We start from the raw sequence: 15,209 nt of genomic DNA, 5'->3' as shown, positions 1-15,209 counted from the left end.
CTACAGATGGTTGCGAACACGTCCACCCCGGGCCGTCAGCCGTCGCGCAGCGCCTCCAGCAGCGCCCTGAAGCGCCGGCGCTGGGCCTCGATTCCGGCCAACAGCCCGCCCGACCCGGCCGGGGCCCATCCATCCGGAGGCCGCTCGGCCGGAGCCTGCTCGGCCGGAGCCCGCATGGCCAGGGCCCGCTCGGCCAGCGCCAGCAACCGGCGTCGCCGCTCGGCCGGGCGCGGGTCCGCGGTCCGACGGTCGACCGCCGCCAGTTCTGCGGCCGCAATCGCCCGGTCGGGCGACCGGTCGGCGGCCGGGACGGGTGCCGGGACGGATGCCGGCCACTCCTCCGCAACCGGCGACGTCCGCTCGGCGGCAGCCACCATCAGGCGGACCGTCTCGTCGCGTGCGTAGCGACGCTGCAGCCGCAGCACCTTGTCGACGTAGCCGCGGGTCGCCGGGATCACCCGGGCAGCGGCCCCCCGCCCGACCCTGGAGCCGCCGTTGTAGTGCGACAGCGCCAGATCCCAGCGCTCGCCATAGGTCGCGATCAGCCGGTCCAGGAAGGCGATCCCCAGTCGCACGTTCAGGCGCGGCCGCCACAGCGCATCGGGCTCGACCCCGAACTCGCCGCGCCCGGTCGCCGGCATGATCTGCATCACGCCGCGGGCGCCGGCCGGGCTCTCGGCCGCCGGATCGAAATCCGACTCCGCCTCGGCGACCGCCAGGGCGAGCGACGGCGGCACCCGCTCGCTGCGCAGCGCCTCCTGCACCACGATCCGGCGGATCGCCTCGCGGTCGGTCCCCGCCGGCGCCGGTGCCGACCCGGCCGCCAGTGCGACCAGCGAGGCCAGCGCGAGGAGAAGGATGCGCGACGGCCGGATCACGGCAAGCCCCCGCCCTCGAGGACCGCCAGCCAGGCCGCGTCGAGCGGCGTCACCACCAGTTCGTCGGCGGCGAGCCGACGGCGAGCCGCCAGGACCTCCGCCATCGGCTGCGCCGGGTCGACCGCCAGCACCAGCCGGCCGCCGTCCGGCGCGGGAGCGTCGAGGATCGCCGGCTCCAGGGGCCGCCGGTCGGCCCCCAGGAATCGACCGCCGTGGAACACCACCAGCCGGTCCGAGGGCCGCATCGCCTCGGCGGCGGTTCCGGCCGGCGCCGTCGCCAACGCCTCGACCGCCCGGGCCGCCGTCCCCGTCCGGGAGCCCGGAGCCTGACCGTCCCCTTCCGGAGTCCCGGTCGACACCAGCGCCAGCACCATTAGGCAGAAGAAGCCCATCGCCAGGGCCAGCGCGATCTCGGTCATCGCATGGCCCGCCGGTCCGTCGTCCATCGCCGCCTCCCGCGCCGATCCGTCCGGGACGGCTATGGCAGGCCGAGGCGCGGTTTTCCTCAGCCGCCGCCGGCGGCCCTCTCGGGGTCCGCCGGCAGCACCCGCTCGATACGGATCTCGCCCGGCCGGACCGACAGCGCCACCGGCCCGCCCGGGTCCAGCCCCATGTCGACCAGCAGCAGGGTCAGCCAGCGCTCCAGCGTCGCCGGATCGGCGGTGGTGACGTATTCGTAGCGGCGCAGGGCGCGCCCGCGCCGGATCAGGGCGTGGCTGCGATAGCCCGGGAACTCGCCGGTCATGACGTCGAAGATCGCCATGGCGTCCTCCGGGCTCAGATGGCGCACCGTGACGGTGTAGACGCCGTCGAGCTGCGCCACGTCCCGGCCGCCGGCCGGCGACGCCAGATAGGCCAGCCTGGCGGCCAGCACGGCCCCGAGTTCGGTCGCCAGGTCCTGCGCGCGGGCCGCCACCGCCTGCGACGCGCAGGCATAGGCCGGGCAGCGGCCCGCGGTGGACACGGTCTCGGCCGGCAGGTCGAATCCGCCGAGATAGCGGTTGCCGACCGCGTCGACGATCTCGCCCGACAGGTGCAGGTCGACCCGCGTTGTGTAGGACAGGTCGGTGACGCTGCCCTCGATCCGGAACAGCACCACCGCCCGCACCCGGTCGGTGCCGCGCTCCGAGGCGTTCGCAAGCTTGGCCACCTCCAGCAGGTCGATGCGGCCACGCCCGCCCGGCCGGCTCCACCCCAGGCCGGCGGCGACCGCATCCTCGTCGACCACCCGGAAGCCCTGCCGGTCCATCGCCGACTGCAGTTCGGCGACCACCCGCCGGAACGCCGGGTCGTGGCGCGGCACGGTGTCGGGGTCGCGGTCCTCGCCGAGCACCAGGACCGGGATCGGCCCCTCCCGGCTGCCATGGCCCCGGTCGCCGCTGCGGTCGGCAGCCCGCCCGACGGTCGCGGCGGAGGCGCAGGAGATCAGCAGGGCGGCGGCGAGCGCCGAGAGCAGGCTGCGGCTGGCCATTGCGGTCACGCGTCCCAACGGCATCGTCCATCTCCCACGGTGGCGGGGGCGGTGCCCCTGCGCGGGATATGGAACGGGCAGAGGCATTCTGCGGTGGAGGTGCGGCGGTCGCAACCGATGATGGCAGATGACCGGGAGTCGCTCAGTCGGCCTGCCGGGCGCGGTACGGCAGGATCGCCAGCCGCAGCCGGCTGCGGTCGAGCGCCGCCAGCCCGTCGAGGAAGCCGCCGGCCGATACCGCCGCGGCGCGGCTGGCATCGGGCGTGTCTCCGAGCGCCGGCGCCAGGCGCTCCGGGACGAACGGGACGGCGCTCGCCACCACCACCAGCGCCTCGAGGCTCTCGGCCACCCCGGCCATCGGCGCTGCCGTCACCTCGGCGTCCCGCGGTCCCGGCAGTTCGATCGTCTGCCCGGCCTCGGCGGCGATCGCCGCCCCGCCGCTCGATGGCGCCACCCGCACCACGCTGCCGTCCGCCTGCCAGGCGTACAGGGCCAGGAACGCGCGCCCGCCGGTCACCGCCGCCTGCACCCGCAGGGGATCGCCGGGACGGTAGACCGCGCGATCCAGCGTGGCCGACAGAGCGGGCGCGTCGCGGCCGCCGAGCCGGGCCACTCGGGCCTGCAGCCGGCGGGCCGAGGCGTCGGGCCCGGAGGCCACGCCCGACCAGGTCTCGTCATGGGGAACGGCGTCGGCCAGCCGGCGCCAGGCCTCGGCGATCGCGTCGCGGCTGCGGGCCACCGCCGGGGTCTCGTCGCGCCGGTCGAGCGCCTCGTCGACCAGCAGGGCCCTGGCCACCGCCTCGGCCGCGACCCCCAGTTCGTCGCGCCGCAGCTCGGGGCCGACCGCGGCGGCGCCGTCGGCGATCCGGTAGCCGGTGCCGAGCCGCCCGCCATCCGGCGTAAGCGGCAGAAAGTGCGCCGGCAGCGCGGCGGCGTCCAGCCGCGCGGTCGTCCTGGCCTCGTCGGCGCCGGCGACCCCGCGGACATGCACCTCGACATGGCGGCCGTGGTCCCAGACCTCGGCCTCCAGGCGCAGGTCCAGCGACCGCCCCCCGGCATCGGCGCGACGCAGCGGCCGGCTGACATAGAGCGGCCGCTCGGCCATCCGGCCGGCCAGGTGCTCGGCGACCTGGCCGAGGAACCAGTCGCCGAACGGGCTGCGCTCGCCGCTCAGCCGGACCGAGGCCCGGAACCGTGCGCCGGGATCGAGGCCCGAGCGCAGTGCGTCGGCCAGCGCCACCCCGGCGGCCTTGGCCGCGACCGCCGGCGGCCGGGCGGCCAGCCGGTCGACCGCCCCCGGCAAGGTCACCGCCGGCACCGCCGCCAGCACCCGGCCGGTATCGCCGCCGCCGACCGACACCAGGGTCGCCGACACCGCGATCCCGCCGACCGTGGCATGCGCCGACGGGATCACCAGCACGTCGACCGCGGCCTCGCGCAGCAGCGCCTCGGACGAGGCGCCGCGGAAGCTCATCGCCTCCTCCCAGGTGGCCGGCAGGCCGGAGCGGTCGACGAGCCGGCCGGCCGCCGGGGCGGTCCGCAGCAGCGCCCCGACCAGGGCCCGGTCGATCTCGGCCGCCACCTCCGCCGGCAACCCGGTGACCTCGGCCGCCACCGGCCGGGCAGCCATGCGGCGCCCCGGACCGGCGCCGTCCCACAGGGCGGTCGCCATGCCGGACAGCCGCCCGGCCCATGTGTCGTCGGCCGATGTGTCGTCGGCCCAGGCGGCGATCGGACACAGCAGCAGGACCAGAAGCAGCGCCGGAAACGGTCGCGGACCGGCCATGGTCAGCGCCACATCTTCACGACGGACAGGGCGTCCGGCGCGATCTGCAGGCGGAACAGCGCCTCGGCGTCGCCGTCGCGGCCATTGCCTTCCCAGGCGTAGGAAGCCCGCAGGTCCATGCCGTCGTCGCGCACCGCCACGACGGCTATCCGACGGAACCACATGATGCGCTCGGCGAAGTCGAGGGAGGCGGCGATCGGCTTGTGGTCCCAGGCGCTGCCCTGCTCGCGGTAGTAGGCGCGGATCGCCCGCTCGACCGGCCCCTGGTAGCGCTCCAGGAAGGCGTTGGCCGCGGCGATGTCGCGCCCCGGCGGTTCGAACGGCCCGGTAGAAGATTTCCGGGGCGGCGGCGTGACCACGGCAGGCTGCACGGCCGGCCGGGCGGCCACCGGGCCCGGCGGCGGCAGCGCCGCCACCAGCACGGTCTTCGGGTCGCCGGTCACGCTGGCCTGCTGCACGCGCTGGTACTGCCGGCGCGCGGCATAGCTCATCTCGTCGTCGAGATAGCGCCGGACCTCGCCCAGGGTCACCGCCCCGTCGCCGTTGCCGTCGCGCCCCCGGTCGGCGGCGCCGCGCAACGCGTCCAGCAAATGGCGGGTGAACAGCCCGAGCCGCGCCTGCTCGTCCCAGCTGGCCACCTGGTCGCCCTGCGCCGCGGTGATCAGGGTCAGGCCGCTCGGCGGCTCCGGCGGCGCGGTCCTCACATAGACCGGCGAGGCCGCGCGGATCAGCCAACCGGCGGCCGAGTTGCCGGAGAAGCAGGCGTCCAGCAGCACCGTGGTCGAGCGGGCGTCGAGGGTCGACAGGTTCTCGAGCAGGAGGTCGAGCGGATAGCCGTTGATCTCCGGGGTCGCCGGGTCGGCATCGACCGGCATCAGGTAGCCGCGCCCGTCGCGCAGGCCGGGCATGCCGTGGCCGGAGTAGAACACCACCACGTCGGAGCGGCCGGGCCGCACCCACGACCACAGCTTGCCGCGGTGGTCCCGGCCGTTGCCGAACGCCGTGAACATCTCGGCCTGGCTGGCATCGACCAGCTCGATCACATTGCCGTCGCGATAGCCCAGCACCTCGATCAGGAAGCGCTTCATCTCGGCGGCGTCGTTGGCGGCGTAGCGGACCTCGGGGATGCCGTGGCCGTAGCGCCGGTTGCCGATCACGACGGCGATGGCGTCCCGGTTCCGCTCGGTCGCCGCAGGCGCACCGGTCCCCGCCGACTGGGCCCGGGCCTCGCCCCAGGCGCCGATCAGAATGGTGGTCAGCCAGATCGCCGCGAGCAGCCGCATGCCGCTCTCCCGCCGTCGAGTTCCGAGCCGGCAGCCATACTACCGGTTCCGGCCGGCTATGGAACGCCGTGGCGGAGTCTCACGGTCGTGCGGCCCGGCGCCGGGCCGCCGCCTCGGCGGTCACGCACAGCATCTCGAACAGGATGCCGGCGCCGACCAGCGCGGTGCCGCCGCCGATGTCGAAGGGCGGCGACACCTCGACCAGGTCCCCGCCGATCACGTCGACCCCGGACAGCCCGCGCACCAGCCGCTGGGCCTCGAACGACGTGAGGCCGCCGATCTCCGGAGTGCCGGTGCCGGGCGCGAAGGCCGGGTCGATGCTGTCGATATCGAAGGACAGGTATGTCGGGCCGTCGCCGACGACGCGCCGGGCTTCGGCGATGACCGCCTCCAGGCCAAGGGCGGGAATCTCGTGCATGTAGACCACGCGCATCCCGGACGAATGGCTGAAGCCCCAGACATCGCGCTCGTTGATGCCGCCGCGGATGCCGATCTGGATGGTGCGCCCCGGATCAAGCACGCCCTCCTCGACCGCCCGGCGGAACGGCGCGCCGTGGTGGAATCGCGAGCCGAGATAGTCGTCGCCGGTGTCGCAATGAGCGTCGATGTGGACCATGCCGACCGGCCGGTCGCGGCCCAGCACCCGCAGGATCGGCAGGCTGACCGAATGGTCGCCGCCGACGCTGAGCGGCACCACCCCGGCGGCCACTACGCGCTCGAAGAACGCCTGGATCTGGTCGTGCGCGCCGGTCAGCTCGAACGGCCGCTCGACCACCGCGTCGCCGATGTCGGCGACCCGCGCCAGCTCGTAGGGGCAGACCCCGGTCGCCTGGTTGATCCGGCGCATCAGGCTGGACTGGTTGCGGATCTCGCGCGGGCCATGCCGGGCGCCCGGCCGGTTGGTGACGCCGCCGTCGTACGGCACGCCCACCAGGCCGATGTCGACCGCCGACCAGTCGTCCTCGGCCCAGGGCGCACGCATGAAGGTCGGCAGGCCGACATAGCGCGGGCGGGTCATCGGGTCGGTCATCGGCTCTTCTCCAGGGGCGGGCGGCAAAGCACGCAGCTTGGCGCGATCGGCCGGACCCGGCTAGTCTCCGGCCAGACCCATCCGAGGAGTTCCCCATGACCGACTACGTGCCCGGCCCCGGCGACGCCTGGGAGCGCGTGGCTCCGGCCGCCGCCGGCGCCGACCCGGCCGGCATCCAGGCCGCAGTCGACTATGCGATCGCCCACGAGTCGCCGATGGACCGGGACATCGCGGCGGCCCTGGCCGGCGGGCACTTCTCCGAGCCGCCGCCGCTCGGCGACATCATCGGCCCGACCGCGCCGCGCGCCGACCCGAGCGGGTTGATCGTCCGCGGTGGCCGGATCCTGGCCGAGTGGGGGCCGACCGGCCGCGCCGACATGACCTTCTCGGTCACCAAGTCCTATCTTTCGATCATGGCCGGGCTGGCGGTGGACGATCGCCTGATCCCGGACATCCGCCGGCCGGTCGGCGAGTTGGTCGACGACGGCGGCTTCGACGCGCCGCAGAACCGCTCGGCCACCTGGGAGCACTTCCTGACCAACACCAGCGAGTGGGAAGGCACGCTGTTCGGCAAGCCCGACCTGATCGACCGCAACCGCGAGCTGTCGCTGCCGCCGGGCGTACCGTCGAAGAAGGGCACCCACCGCGACCTGCAGGCCCCGGGCGCGTACTGGGAGTACAACGACGTCCGGGTGAACCGGCTGTCGCTGTCGCTCCTCCGGGTCTTCGGCAAACCCCTGCCCCAGCTTCTGAAGCAGCGGGTCATGGACCCGATCGGCGCGTCCGATTCCTGGAGCTGGAACGGTTACATCAATTCCTGGGTCGACGTCGGCGGCCAGCCGATGTGCTCGGTGTCCGGTGGCGCGCACTGGGGCGGCGGGCTGTTCATCTCGGCCCGCGACCACGCCCGGGTCGGCCTGCTGATGCAGCGCCGCGGGCAGTGGGGCGACAAGCGCATCCTGTCGGAGGCCTGGGTCGACGCCTGCACGACGCCATGCGCGCTGAACCCGAGCTACGGCTATCTGTGGTGGCTGAACGGCGACGGCCGGCACTGCCCGAGCGCGCCGAGGACCAGCGTGTTCGCCATGGGCGTCGGCTCGAACGTGATCTGGATCGAGCCGACCCTCGACCTGGTGGCGGTGGTGCGCTGGATCGACAAGCCGCATCTCGACGGCTTCGCCAAGCGGGTGGTCGCGGCGCTGGGATAGCGCCGCCCCCGCCTCCAAGTCGTCATCCCGGGCGAGCACAGCTCGACCCGGGACCCACCCGCCGCCGCAACGCCGGCAGCTCGAGCTTCCCGTCGCGCCGTGGGTCCCGGATGCGTTCCGCCTCGCGGCGGTCCGCCCCGGGATGACGACGGGGGAGAGAGCGCTCTCCCGCTCGTCAGAGCCCGGCGGCGATGCCGGCGCCGGTGAACGCCGCGGCGGCACCCATCCAGCGCACCGCGCGGGTCGACGCGAAACCGACGACCGCCAGGGTGGCGGCGGCACCGACGGCGTGCAGCAGCGCGGTCGCCAGGGCGAAGCCGGCGGTGTAGCCGAAGGCGGACAGGCCGGCCGCCATCTCGCTGCCGTGCGCGTGGCCGTGGAACACCGCGAAGGCCGCGACCACCGCCATGCCGGCGCCAACCGTCAGGCGGACGTTGGCTGCCACCATGACCCCCAGGGCCACCACCGACAGGGCGATCGCCGCCTCGACCATCGGCAGCGCCACGCCGGACACGGCGAGCGTGCCGCCCGCCACCATCGCCGCGACGAAGGCCGCCGGCACCAGCCACAGCGCGCGGCCGCCGAGCAGCGCGCCCCAGGCGCCGACCGCCACCATCGCCAGCAGGTGGTCAAGGCCGAGCAGCGGGTGCGCGAAGCCGGCCGCGAGGCCCCCGGCGGCGCCGGCGCCGGTGTGGGCGAAGGCGGGTGCCGCGACGAGCGACAGCACGGCGGCGGTGGTCAGGATACGAAGCATGGAAGGCCCCCGGATGGCGGAATCGAGAAAGGTTCGGCCGCGAGTCTTAACCATGCGGGCGGTGGCTGTCATGCACCGATGTTCCGCAGCTGCGAACACGCTTGCGGGACCGCGGTGCGCCGCCCATCTGCAGCCTGACGAAACGGGCGAAAGGGCGGGACGCATGACCGAATCGAACGACGGCCGGCCCGACAACCCGGGTGTCATCACCCACCCGCCGTTCCTGTACGCCGGGGCGCTGGCGGCCGGCGCGGCGCTCGACTGGCTGATCCCGCTGCCGGTGCTGGCCGCCGGGGCCGGCCTGGTGCCCGGCATCGCCCTTATCGTCCTCGCGCTCGCACTGGCGTTCTGGTGCTTCGGCCTGTTCCGGCGCGCCGGCACCAACGTGCCGACCAACCGGCCGGCGACCACGGTGGTCACCGACGGCCCGTACCGGTTCAGCCGCAACCCGATCTACGTGGCGCTCACCGCCCTGTCGGTCGGCATCGCACTGTGGGTCAACAGCTGGTGGATGCTCGGCCTGCTGCTCCCGACCCTGGTGATCATGAACGTCGGCGTCATCGACCGCGAGGAGCGCTACCTGACGGCCAAGTTCGGCGACGAATACCTGGCTTTTAAGAAGCGGGTGCGGCGGTGGCTGTAGCCCGCTACGCCGCCGCCCGCTCCTGACCGAGCGCCGCCCGGCCGCGGATCATGTCGGCCGCCTTCTCGGCGATCATCATGGTGGGGGCGTTGGTGTTGCCGCCGATCAGCCGCGGCATGATCGAGGCGTCGACCACCCGCAGGCCGTCGATCCCGCGTACCCGCAGCTCCCGGTCGACCACCGCGCCGTCGTCGCTGCCCATCCGGCAGGTCCCGACCGGGTGGTAGATGGTCTCGGCGATGCGCCGGACATAGGCGTCGATGTCGGCGTCGGAGCGGACATCGGCACCGGGGCTGAGTTCCTCGCCGTGCCATCCGTCGAACGCGCTCTGCGCCACCAGCTCGCGGGCCATGCGCAGGCCGTCGCGGAAGCTGCGGCGGTCGTTCTCCGTCGAATAGTAGTTGGCGAAGATCCGCACCCGGTCGGCCGGGTCGTCCGACCGCAGGGTCACCCGGCCGCGGCTCTCGGGCCGTAGCTGGCACATCCGGATGGTGAATCCGTCCCGGTCCATCGGTCCCCTGTTGAGTTGCCAGAGCAGCGGCACCCGCAGCCGCTTGGCGCCGAGGCCGATCAGGAAGTGCCACTGCATGTCGGGCAGCTCGAGCTCCGGACGGCTGCGCACGAACAGCCCGCCTTCGGCCGGGAAGCTGCTGGCCGGGCCGGATCGGAACAGCGCCGCCTGCGCCATGGCGATCGCCGCCCGGTCGAGCCGCACCAGGCTGTGCAGGGTCACCGGCTTCGGGCAGGCGAACTGCAGCGGGATGTCCAGGTGGTCCTGCAGGTCGCGCCCGACCCCGGGCAGCGCATGGGCCACCGGGATGCCGTGGGCGGCCAGCTCGTCGGGGTCGCCGATGCCCGACAGCATCAGCACCTGCGGCGAGTTCAGCGCGCCGCCGGCCAGCAGCACCTCGCGCGCCGCCGCGACCCGGTGCAGCGTGCCCTCGCGGTGATACTCGACGCCGGTCGCCCGGCCGCCCTCGACCACGACCCGGTGGGTCAGGGCGCGGGTCTCGACCGTCAGGTTCGGGCGCTTCAGGGCCGGCCGCAGGTAGCAGGCGGCGGCGCTGGCCCGGCGGCCGTCGTGGATCGTGAAGTCGTAGCGGCCCACACCCTCCTGCCCGGGCCCGTTGAAGTCGTCGTTCCAGGGATAGCCGGCCTCGCCCGCCGCCCGGAAGAACACGTCGTACAGCGGGTTGTCGCCGCGCCCGCGCTGGACCTTGAGCGGCCCGCCGGTGCCGTGCAGGTCGTCTTCGGGCCGGTCGACATGGCCTTCGGAGCGCCGGAAATACGGCAGCACGTCGTCCCACGACCAGCCGCGGTTGCCGAGCTGCGCCCAGGTGTCGTAGTCGCGCGGATGGCCGCGGATGTAGATCATCGAGTTGATCGAGGACGAGCCGCCGATCACCTTGCCGCGCGGCCAGTACAGCCGGCGCCCGCCCAGATGCGGCTCCGGCTCGGTCCAGTAGCCCCAGCTGTGCAGGCTGGAGCGCACCAGCTTGCCGACCCCGAGCGGGATGTGGATCAGCGGGTTCCAGTCCCAGCCGCCGGCCTCCAGCAGCAGGACGCTGATGTCGGGATCCTCGGTCAGCCGGGATGCCAGGACGCAGCCCGCGGAACCGGCCCCGACGATGACGTAATCGTAAGCGCGCATACGGTCAGTCTGGCGACGGGTGCGGCGGTCGGCAAGCGCCCGTCGCTTCGTGGATCCCGGAGCCCGCTGCGCGCCTCCGGGATGACGAAGAAGGAGAGGAACGGTGCCGGGGCCACCCGCTCTGCGTCATCCCGGAGGGGTCGCGCCAGCGACCGGCTCCGGGACCCACGATGCGACGGGCATTCGAGGCTCAGCGGCCGCCCGCCGAATACCGCTCCCACCCGGACCGCCGCAGGTCGCAGGCCGGGCAGGCGCCGCAGCCGTAGCCCCATGGGTGGCGCCGCGTGCGGTCGCCGCGGTAGCAGGAATGGGTGTCCTCGAGGATCAGGTCCTCCAGCGCCGACCCGCCGAGATCGCGGGCCATCGCCCAGGTCGCGGCCTTGTCGATCCACATCAGCGGGGTGTGCAGCACGAAGCGCCGGTCCATGCCCAGGGTCAGCGCCACCTGCAGGGCCTTGACGGTGTCGTCGCGGCAGTCCGGGTAGCCGGAGTAGTCGGTCTCGCACATGCCGCCGACCAGATGCCTGGCGTCGCGCCGGTAGGCGACGGCGGCGGCCGTGGTGAAGAACAGCAGGTTGCGGCCCGGCACGAAGGTGTTCGGCAGGCCGGAGGCCGACATCTCGATCGCCTTGTCCCGGGTCAGGGCGGTGTCGCTGATGGCGCCCAGCAGGCCCATGTCGAGCAGATGGTCGTCGCCGAGCCTGGCCGCCCAGACCGGGAACGCCGCCCGCAGCCGGTCGAGGAACCGCAGCCGCACGTCGAGCTCGACCCGGTGGCTCTGGCCGTAGTCGAAGCCGATGGTCTCGACCGCCGCGAACCGGTCGAGCGCCCAAGCCAGGCAGGTCGCGGAGTCCTGGCCGCCGGAGAACAGCACGATCGCCTTGTCCGTCATCGCCGCCTCGCAGACTGGTTGGGCCGGCCCTTCGTGGCTCGCTCCGCGAGCGCCTCAGGGCGACAGGATCGGGCATCGGTCCATGACTGTCATCCTGAGGCGCTCCCCTGGCCCGGGCCGGGGGAGCCCCGAAGGGCTAGAACGACAGCGCGTTCACCCGGACCACGTGCGGCAGCGCCTGGACCTCGGACAGCAGTGCCGCCTCGATCGGCTGGTCGACCTCGACCAGGGCGATCGCCTCGCCGCCGACGTCGCGGCGGCCGAGGTGGAAGGTCGCGATGTTGACCTCGTGCCTGCCCAGCGCCGAGCCGAGCGCGCCGATGAAGCCCGGCTTGTCGTAGTTGCGGACATACAGCATGTGGCGGCCGAAATCGGCCTCGACGGCGATGCCCTGGACCTCGACCAGCCGCGGCTTGGTGCCGCCGATCAGGGTTCCGACCAGCACCCGGGTGCGGCCGTCGGACCGGGCGGTCATGCGCAGCAGGGTCTGGTAGTCGGGCTCGCGGTCGTGCCGGGTGACGCTGACCTCGATGCCGCGCTGATGCGCCATCGACGGGGCGTTGACCATGTTGACGCTGTCGACCTGCGGGCGCAGCAGCCCGGCCAGCGCCGCCGCCTTGATCGGCTCGGCGTTCAGCTCGGCGGCATGGCCTTCGAACTCGATGGTCACCGCCTCGACCGGGCCGTCGATCATCTGCCCGCAGAACGAGCCCAGCAGCTCGGCCAGCTTCATGTAGGGCTTCAGGATCGGCGCCTCCTCTGCCGTCACCGACGGCACGTTCACCGCGTTCGAGACCGCGCCGGTCAGCAGGTAGTCGCTCATCTGCTCGGCGATCTGCAGCGCCACCTTCTCCTGGGCCTCGGTGGTGGAGGCGCCGAGATGCGGGGTGCACACCACGCTCGGGTGACCGAACAGCACGTTCTCCCTGGCCGGCTCGGTCACGAACACGTCGAAGCCGGCGCCGCCGACCTGGCCGCTGTCCAGGGCCGCCCGCAGGTCCTCCTCGACCACCAGCCCGCCGCGCGCGCAGTTGATGATGCGCACGCCCTTCCTCATGGTCGCGATCGCCCTGGCGTCGATGATGCCGCGGGTGGCGTCGGTCAGCGGGGTGTGCAGGGTGATGACGTCGGCCTCGGGGAACAGCTCGTCGAGCTCGACCTTGCGCACGCCGAGCTCGGTGGCGCGCTGCTCCGACAGGAACGGGTCGTAGGCCAGCACCCGCATGCGCAGGCCGCGGGCCCGGTCGGCGACGATCGAGCCGATGTTGCCGCAGCCGATCAGGCCGAGCACCTTGCCGGTCAGCTCCACGCCCATGAACTTCGACTTCTCCCACTTGCCGGCCTGGGTCGAGGCGTCGGCCTGCGGGATCTGCCGGGCCAGCGCGAACATCAGGGCGATGGCGTGCTCGGCGGTGGTGACGGCGTTGCCGAACGGGGTGTTCATGACCACCACACCGCGTTCGGTGGCGGCCGGGATGTCGACGTTGTCGACGCCGATACCGGCGCGCCCGACCACCTTGAGCTTGCCGGCCGCTTCCAGGATCCCGGCGGTGACCTTGGTGGCGGAGCGGATGGCGAGGCCGTCGTAGTCGGCGATGATCGCCTTCAGCTCGTCGGGCTTGAGCCCGGTGTTGACGTCGACCTCGACCCCGCGGGCGCGGAAGATCTCGGCCGCCTGGTCGCTCAGGTTGTCGGAAATCAGGACCTTGACCATGCTGGGTTCGCGCGCCGGCTCCGCCTGCGGGACAGGCCGGGGGCGCGCGCCTTTCGCTTTCGTGATTGCCGTGTCGGTTCGGGGAACGGGCGGAGGCCCGCGGCCGCTCAGGCGGCGGCCGCGAGCTCCGACTTCACCTGCCCCCAGGCCCAGTCGAGCCAGGGCAGCAGCGCCTCGATGTCGGCGGTCTCGACCGTGGCACCGCCCCAGATCCGCAGGCCCGGCGGGGCGTCGCGGTAGCCGGCGATGTCGTAGCCGGCGCCCTCGGCCTCGACCAGCGCCGCCAGCTTCTTGGCGGCCGCGGCCTGGTCGGCCCCGGACAGCGCCTTGAAGGCCGGGTCGACGATCGACAGGCAGATCGAGGTCGGCGATCGGATCGCCTTGTCCTCGGTCAGGAAGCCGGCCCAGGAGGACTCGGCGACCCAGGCCTCGATGGCCGCCAGGTTGGCCTCGCTGCGGCCGATCAGGCCCTGCAGCCCGCCGACCCGTTCGGCCCAGCCGAGCGCGTCCAGGATGTCCTCGACGCACAGCATCGAGGGCGTGTTGATGGTCTCGCCCTTGAAGATGCCCTCGTTCAGCTTGCCCTTGGCGGTCATGCGGAACAGCTTGGGCAGCGGCCAGGCCGGGGTGTAGGTCTCCAGCCGCTCGACCGCGCGCGGGCTCAGCGCCAGCATGCCGTGGGCCGCCTCGCCGCCCAGCACCTTCTGCCAGGACCAGGTGACCACGTCGAGCTTGTCCCAGGGCAGTTCCATGGCGAACGCCGCCGAGGTGGCGTCGCAGATCGTCAGGCCCTCGCGGTCGGCCGGGATCCAGTCGCCGTCCGGCACCCTCACGCCGGAGGTGGTGCCGTTCCAGGTGAACACCACGTCGCGCGAGAAGTCGACCTTGGACAGGTCGACCAGCCGGCCGTAGTCGGCCTCGATCACCCGCACGTCCTGCAGCTTCAGCTGCTTGGTCACGTCGGTCACCCAGCCGGACCCGAAGCTCTCCCAGGCCAGCATGTCGACGCCGCGCGCGCCCAGCATGGTCCACAGCGCCATCTCGACGGCGCCGGTGTCGGAGGCGGGCACGATGCCCAGGCGGTAGCCGTCGGGCATGCCCAGGATCGCGCGCGATCTCTCGATCACGTCGCTCAGCCTGGCTTTTCCGATCTTGGAGCGGTGGGACCGCCCGAGGGCGGCGTCGGCGAGTTCAGCGGGGCCCCATCCGGGTCGCTTCGCACACGGTCCGGACGAGAACAGCGGAACCCGCGGCTTCAGCTGCGGCTTCATGTCTGCATCCTTCAATGTAACCGCTCGTTGGGGAGCGGCGGCCCGCGGCGGAGACTAGTGGGGGCGCCGGGGTTGTCAACGGGGTTTCCGGACGGCCCCATGGACCGTGCACGACTTGGTTCCCCGGCCGCACCCGACCCGTATACCTGTTCTCGCCCGCTTGCCGAAATGGAAGGCATGACCACAATCTACGCTCGATCAACAACCACCCCTTGCGCGCTTCGATTCCAATCCGCCCCCGCGCGTGCTTGAATTCGAGATCGGACGCTGAATGGCAGTCCAGCCGGCCTGTCGATTCCGACGGCGGCGGACTGCCGGCCAAAGCGGTACACTGACAGTCCAGAGCACCTGACGATGGGGAACTGGGGATGAGCGAAGAGATCGTGAAGGCAATCGTGGACAAGTACGTCGCCGACGAGACGTTCCGGGCCGAGGTCCGGGCCGATCCGGAAGGCGCGATCCGGAGCGCCGGCTTCGACCTCGACGACGAAGAGCGGGCCTTGCTGAAGTCGATCGACTTCACGCAGACGGACGAGCAGCTCTCGGAGCGGTTGGCGGCGAGCGCATGGAATAGCCCCATCGGAACGCCGTGGGATTGACCTCTCGCAAGCGAACGGGCTGGTTTCGG

General features: G+C 73.0%; 14 protein-coding genes. 3 read left to right on the top strand and 11 right to left on the bottom strand.

The window, feature by feature from the left end:
- Positions 1–35: 35 nt before the first annotated feature.
- The 6 genes from RIC31_RS02500 to speB all read right to left on the bottom strand — a co-directional run bounded on the left by RIC31_RS02500 (position 36) and on the right by speB (position 6,448).
- Positions 36–878: a lytic transglycosylase domain-containing protein gene (locus RIC31_RS02500; RefSeq protein WP_350102585.1), complete on the bottom strand. Its 843-nt coding sequence runs from the start codon at positions 876–878 to the stop codon at positions 36–38.
- On the bottom strand, positions 875–1,324 hold the full coding sequence (locus tag RIC31_RS02495; RefSeq protein WP_350102582.1) for a hypothetical protein: 450 nt from the start codon (positions 1,322–1,324) through the stop codon (positions 875–877). Before RIC31_RS02495 ends, RIC31_RS02500 begins: the two co-directional genes overlap by 4 nt.
- 59 nt (positions 1,325–1,383) lie before the next feature.
- Positions 1,384–2,373: a hypothetical protein gene (locus RIC31_RS02490; protein ID WP_350102580.1), complete on the bottom strand. Its 990-nt coding sequence runs from the start codon at positions 2,371–2,373 to the stop codon at positions 1,384–1,386.
- 118 nt (positions 2,374–2,491) lie between these two features.
- Positions 2,492–4,135: a hypothetical protein gene (locus tag RIC31_RS02485; RefSeq protein ID WP_350102577.1), complete on the bottom strand. Its 1,644-nt coding sequence runs from the start codon at positions 4,133–4,135 to the stop codon at positions 2,492–2,494.
- A 2-nt stretch (positions 4,136–4,137) separates the two neighbouring features.
- On the bottom strand, positions 4,138–5,418 hold the full coding sequence (locus RIC31_RS02480; protein ID WP_350102575.1) for a caspase family protein: 1,281 nt from the start codon (positions 5,416–5,418) through the stop codon (positions 4,138–4,140).
- 79 nt (positions 5,419–5,497) lie between these two features.
- Positions 5,498–6,448, bottom strand: coding sequence for an agmatinase (speB, locus tag RIC31_RS02475; protein WP_350102569.1), 951 nt, complete (start codon positions 6,446–6,448; stop codon positions 5,498–5,500).
- Between the two features lie 95 nt (positions 6,449–6,543).
- Between speB and RIC31_RS02470 the strand changes: the two genes are divergently transcribed.
- A complete protein-coding gene (locus RIC31_RS02470) occupies positions 6,544–7,656 on the top strand; it encodes a serine hydrolase domain-containing protein (protein ID WP_350102563.1) in 1,113 nt (370 codons plus the stop codon).
- Positions 7,657–7,831: 175 nt separating this feature from the next.
- Here the strand turns inward: RIC31_RS02470 and RIC31_RS02465 are convergent, their stop codons facing one another.
- The gene (locus tag RIC31_RS02465; protein WP_350102559.1) at positions 7,832–8,410 is read right to left on the bottom strand and encodes a HupE/UreJ family protein; all 579 of its coding nucleotides are present in this window, start codon (positions 8,408–8,410) and stop codon (positions 7,832–7,834) included.
- Between the two features lie 163 nt (positions 8,411–8,573).
- Here RIC31_RS02465 and RIC31_RS02460 point away from each other — a divergent pair, with 163 nt between their 5' ends.
- The gene (locus RIC31_RS02460) at positions 8,574–9,053 is read left to right on the top strand and encodes a methyltransferase family protein (protein WP_350102556.1); all 480 of its coding nucleotides are present in this window, start codon (positions 8,574–8,576) and stop codon (positions 9,051–9,053) included.
- A gap of 4 nt (positions 9,054–9,057) precedes the next feature.
- On the opposite strand, the gene RIC31_RS02455 is transcribed toward RIC31_RS02460, so the two are convergent.
- The 4 genes from RIC31_RS02455 to RIC31_RS02440 form a co-directional block, all read right to left on the bottom strand.
- Positions 9,058–10,704, bottom strand: a complete 1,647-nt coding sequence (locus RIC31_RS02455; protein ID WP_350102553.1) for a GMC family oxidoreductase — start codon at positions 10,702–10,704, stop codon at positions 9,058–9,060.
- A gap of 190 nt (positions 10,705–10,894) precedes the next feature.
- On the bottom strand, positions 10,895–11,596 hold the full coding sequence (gene queC, locus RIC31_RS02450; RefSeq protein WP_350102549.1) for a 7-cyano-7-deazaguanine synthase QueC: 702 nt from the start codon (positions 11,594–11,596) through the stop codon (positions 10,895–10,897).
- Between the two features lie 136 nt (positions 11,597–11,732).
- Positions 11,733–13,310, bottom strand: a complete 1,578-nt coding sequence (serA, locus tag RIC31_RS02445; protein WP_350102540.1) for a phosphoglycerate dehydrogenase — start codon at positions 13,308–13,310, stop codon at positions 11,733–11,735.
- Positions 13,311–13,417: 107 nt separating this feature from the next.
- Entirely contained in the window at positions 13,418–14,581 is a 1,164-nt protein-coding gene (locus tag RIC31_RS02440) for a phosphoserine transaminase (protein ID WP_350102536.1), read from the bottom strand.
- A gap of 368 nt (positions 14,582–14,949) precedes the next feature.
- Between RIC31_RS02440 and RIC31_RS02435 the strand changes: the two genes are divergently transcribed.
- A complete protein-coding gene (locus RIC31_RS02435; protein WP_350102532.1) occupies positions 14,950–15,180 on the top strand; it encodes an Os1348 family NHLP clan protein in 231 nt (76 codons plus the stop codon).
- Positions 15,181–15,209: the final 29 nt, after the last annotated feature.

The organism is Thalassobaculum sp. (assembly GCF_040219615.1).
GTDB lineage: Bacteria > Pseudomonadota > Alphaproteobacteria > Thalassobaculales > Thalassobaculaceae > Thalassobaculum_A.
This window is presented reverse-complemented; position numbering and strand designations above follow the sequence as displayed.

Bases quoted from the DNA above. Each gene is read 5' to 3' on its own strand.
- RIC31_RS02495 (WP_350102582.1), bottom strand. From the start codon at position 1,324: ATGGACGACGGACCGGCGGGCCATGCGATGACCGAGATCGCGCTGGCC.
- RIC31_RS02490 (WP_350102580.1), bottom strand. From the start codon at position 2,373: ATGCCGTTGGGACGCGTGACCGCAATGGCCAGCCGCAGCCTGCTCTCG.
- RIC31_RS02485 (WP_350102577.1), bottom strand. From the start codon at position 4,135: ATGGCCGGTCCGCGACCGTTTCCGGCGCTGCTTCTGGTCCTGCTGCTG.
- RIC31_RS02480 (WP_350102575.1), bottom strand. From the start codon at position 5,418: ATGCGGCTGCTCGCGGCGATCTGGCTGACCACCATTCTGATCGGCGCC.
- speB (WP_350102569.1), bottom strand. From the start codon at position 6,448: ATGACCGACCCGATGACCCGCCCGCGCTATGTCGGCCTGCCGACCTTC.
- RIC31_RS02470 (WP_350102563.1), top strand. From the start codon at position 6,544: ATGACCGACTACGTGCCCGGCCCCGGCGACGCCTGGGAGCGCGTGGCT.
- RIC31_RS02465 (WP_350102559.1), bottom strand. From the start codon at position 8,410: ATGCTTCGTATCCTGACCACCGCCGCCGTGCTGTCGCTCGTCGCGGCA.
- RIC31_RS02460 (WP_350102556.1), top strand. From the start codon at position 8,574: ATGACCGAATCGAACGACGGCCGGCCCGACAACCCGGGTGTCATCACC.
- RIC31_RS02455 (WP_350102553.1), bottom strand. From the start codon at position 10,704: ATGCGCGCTTACGATTACGTCATCGTCGGGGCCGGTTCCGCGGGCTGC.
- queC (WP_350102549.1), bottom strand. From the start codon at position 11,596: ATGACGGACAAGGCGATCGTGCTGTTCTCCGGCGGCCAGGACTCCGCG.
- serA (WP_350102540.1), bottom strand. From the start codon at position 13,310: ATGGTCAAGGTCCTGATTTCCGACAACCTGAGCGACCAGGCGGCCGAG.
- RIC31_RS02440 (WP_350102536.1), bottom strand. From the start codon at position 14,581: ATGAAGCCGCAGCTGAAGCCGCGGGTTCCGCTGTTCTCGTCCGGACCG.
- RIC31_RS02435 (WP_350102532.1), top strand. From the start codon at position 14,950: ATGAGCGAAGAGATCGTGAAGGCAATCGTGGACAAGTACGTCGCCGAC.